Genomic DNA, 3,242 nt, shown 5'->3' with positions numbered 1-3,242 from the left:
CTTTATCGATGAGTAGCGCGCCCAGCAGGTTTTGTTCGGCTTCGAGATTTTGCGGCGGGACTTTTTCTTCTGACATAGGGTTAGTCATTATACGGAGAAACAGGGCTTTGGGCAATGTTACCGGGACTAATTTTTTTCCGCCGACTTAAAAACAAATAATCGCCAGTGTCGGTCTGGTATCTTCAATAGATTGCTAAAATAACCACACGGCGCCCAATTTATAAACCTGCCCGCCGGAAGCATTCAGACACGTTATTCTGCCCAGCAGATCACCCCATTTATACGCCAACTCCGCCAGCAGATAATCCTTTTGATATTTGTTGGCGTATTCCAGCCGCCAATAACCATTCTGAAATAGGTTTTGCTTCACGCCGGTTTTTCCACCGGAAGTCAGGCGCAAATGTTCTAAATCTTTTTCTGCGAGGTCGTCATAATTGGCGTAATTGCCGCCAAGCAAAAAATAAAACAAGCCGTTATTCAGCAGATTGAAAGCGCAGCCCAGATACAACTCTTGATTTGCCGTGAAATTCCGCTGAAAAGAAAACTGGCTCTTGGCCGACCACGACACCGCGGGCAACAGCGAATTGCTCTGCGCCAGATTGTCGATGGCCAGCAGGTCAAAATTGTAGCGCGGCTTTTTGTCTTTATAACTTTTCGCGCCCCCACCAAAAAACTTCACGTCTTTAATTTCCAGAGCGTCGTTTTCCGCGCCGCTGGAAAAATGAATTGGGCTAAAAGACCACTCCGCAGATTCTTGAGAAGCAATCATCAATTTCAAAGAATTATGCTTGATGTTTGGCGCATTTTCCCGTGCGCGCATTGCGGGGCGCGTTTGATCCGCATTATTTGTGTTGAGTTTGCGATATGCCAGGATGCGGTTGTGCCTGATAATCCCGGCATAATCGCTTTTATTGCTGAGTATAAATTCCGAAATAGCCAGAAAAGTTTTCAACGTCTCTACATCGGCGTCCGTGTCCTCAATCTCGGCGGTCAGTAGCGCGCGAACTTGCGCTTTTTGTCCGTTGTTCAAATTATTGTAAAGATAATGGAATGTCCTGGTGGCCGTCGGGCGCGTCCGTTCATTGCGCAGCAGCCCGTCGGCGTGGAGACTATTGATCAATTCTGCGGGCAGCACATACAGGCCTCTGCACAGACTGTCTTTAGCCAAAATGACATTTAAAAATTTACCGATATAATACGCGCAGTTGGCATCTAAAAAATAATAATGAAAAAATGTATTGCGCAGTTCGATACAGTGCAGCCGCAGATCCTCGATTTGTTCGGGCGCAAGGTTTAGATCATAGTACAGAACTTCTCGGTCTTCCAAATAATTGTACTCTTTGATTTTTTTGTAATACAGCTCCTCGTAAAACGCGCCCCGGTAGCCGCCCGTCAGACCTTTGAACGCATATGCCAACCCCTGCGCGTCGCCGCGCGTATCCGCGACATAATGTAAAATTTTGCTGTCCAGAAATCCGCGCTCTGTTTCCAGTACCAAGAAAAGATGCCCGAACATCGACACTGGATTTTGCATATAGCGGTTGGGATAGGCCAAAACTATCTTCGTAATATTTTCAGTCAGTGTAACGGCCGGAACATACTCTAAATTATTTTGTCTGGCGATATATTTGTAGCGTAAAGGAAATTTTGCTTTGAACTGCGCATCGTTTGCTTTTACCAAACGTAGCGCTGCTTCATATTCGGCCTGGGGATCGTCACGTCCACGCTCGAAAACAAAAAAATCCGCGGACGCGGCCGTGCTGCGATAGCCTGTCCAGGTTTTCTCGTAATACAACAAATTCAGCCATTCACGGCTGTAATAATATTCGTCAGCGGCCAGCGCCGCCGCGAACAGTATTAAAATGAAAAATATTCTTCTAATCATCCGTATCAATAAAATAAAAACCGCTGATCTCTCTGACTTTGCGGTTTAGTTTCAGCAGATAAGTCACGGGAAAATCCTCGGCGCTCAGGTCGGGACTTTGCAGAATATTTAAGTAATCAGCTTCGGCAACTTTTGTCGCACAGCTCAATAGATACGCCAGCTGCTTCAGGTAAGCCTTATCGTTTTCATAACTATCAGCGATCAAATTATCATAATTAAATAAAGTAAAAGCGGTGAGCTCATTACCGGCAGTTAATGGCAGTTTTGTATCTGCGGCTAAGAAAATGGGCAGCAATAGAAAAAAGAAAATTAACCATTTGCCACCCATTATCAAAATAAAAAACTTATCCTGTTATGCTTTTACCATTTGCACATAATAACTGTTGGGGGAGTACTCCATTGAGTTGCCCGTAAACACGCTGTCCGTCGAAGAAGACGCCGTTCCTGTAGTGCCCAAATCAGAACTCGCGCCCCAAATAGCCCCCACAATAAAATTCAACCAAAAAGTCCCGGCCACAGATCTTTCCAAGGTAACATAATGATCTTTATAGCCATCCTTTTTAAATGTAAGAACTACCTCTCCTTTTTCACGTTGAATTTTAATTGTTTTGTTCGTTTCTTCAATTACAGTAAATGGCCGTCCATTTTTATACACAGTTACTCCTGTAATGTTTGTTGTAAACTCAATATTATCTCCGCCATTTGCCAAAAGTGTCGCAAACCCAAATACCTGACTAAACAAACACAGTATAACCACACCAGATAACAAAACCAATTTTCTTTTTCTCATTGTTTAACTCCTTTCGTTTATTTTGTTCCCGTTAGTGTCCTAATCGGGTACATACGGAAGTATAGCACCAAACATATTATTTGTCCCAATTGGAGACAAATATGACACGGGGCAGAAAAGGTGAGATCAGCGGCAAAGTTTTTTACGCCAAAAATGCTTTATTGCAAAAAATCGGGCGCAACGTTCAGCGTTATCGGGAAAAGAAAAAAGAAACCCGCGACCAATTCGCTACCAACGCGGGGCTGGGCAAATATTTTTTGTACCGCATCGAATTTGGCAATGCCAATCCGTCCGTCATGACGCTCAAAAAAATCGCCGATTATTTCGGCATACGCATTGAAAGATTGTTGAAGTAAGCGGTATTACCTGGCCAATATATTCGCAGGGTACTTTATTCCCGCGCTATTTTGGTTAGCAATGAACACCGCGCAGGGTCGAAGTGTCTAGCGTGCCTTTTTCACCCGAAAGGTGGTATAATTAAGTTGATATTGTTTAGTCTTACACGGGGGATTTATGGCGGTTAATTTTAATCAAAACAGCGGCGGGATTTTTTCAGAAGCGGCGCAG

Annotated in this window: 4 protein-coding genes; 1 reads left to right on the top strand and 3 read right to left on the bottom strand. The window is 44.1% G+C overall.

Annotation, left to right across the window (positions count from 1 at the left end; genetic code table 11):
- Positions 1 to 193 precede the first annotated feature (193 nt).
- Genes LBJ25_05725 through LBJ25_05715 form a run of 3 tightly spaced genes read right to left on the bottom strand, consistent with a single transcriptional unit; the run spans position 194 to position 2,675 of the window.
- Positions 194 to 1,885: a DUF4105 domain-containing protein gene (locus LBJ25_05725; protein MDR1453453.1), complete on the bottom strand. Its 1,692-nt coding sequence runs from the start codon at positions 1,883 to 1,885 to the stop codon at positions 194 to 196.
- A complete protein-coding gene (locus LBJ25_05720) occupies positions 1,878 to 2,213 on the bottom strand; it encodes a hypothetical protein (GenBank protein ID MDR1453452.1) in 336 nt (111 codons plus the stop codon). The genes LBJ25_05725 and LBJ25_05720 overlap by 8 nt, the downstream gene beginning before the upstream one ends.
- Before the next feature lie 24 nt (positions 2,214 to 2,237).
- Positions 2,238 to 2,675 carry a hypothetical protein gene (locus tag LBJ25_05715; GenBank protein ID MDR1453451.1) on the bottom strand — a complete coding sequence of 146 codons (438 nt, stop codon included), beginning with the start codon at positions 2,673 to 2,675 and terminating at the stop codon, positions 2,238 to 2,240.
- A gap of 101 nt (positions 2,676 to 2,776) precedes the next feature.
- Between LBJ25_05715 and LBJ25_05710 the strand changes: the two genes are divergently transcribed.
- The gene (locus tag LBJ25_05710; protein ID MDR1453450.1) at positions 2,777 to 3,031 is read left to right on the top strand and encodes a helix-turn-helix domain-containing protein; all 255 of its coding nucleotides are present in this window, start codon (positions 2,777 to 2,779) and stop codon (positions 3,029 to 3,031) included.
- Positions 3,032 to 3,242 lie beyond the last annotated feature (211 nt).

Source organism: Candidatus Margulisiibacteriota bacterium, from assembly GCA_031268855.1.
Classification (GTDB): domain Bacteria; phylum Margulisbacteria; class Termititenacia; order Termititenacales; family Termititenacaceae; genus Termititenax.
This window is presented reverse-complemented; position numbering and strand designations above follow the sequence as displayed.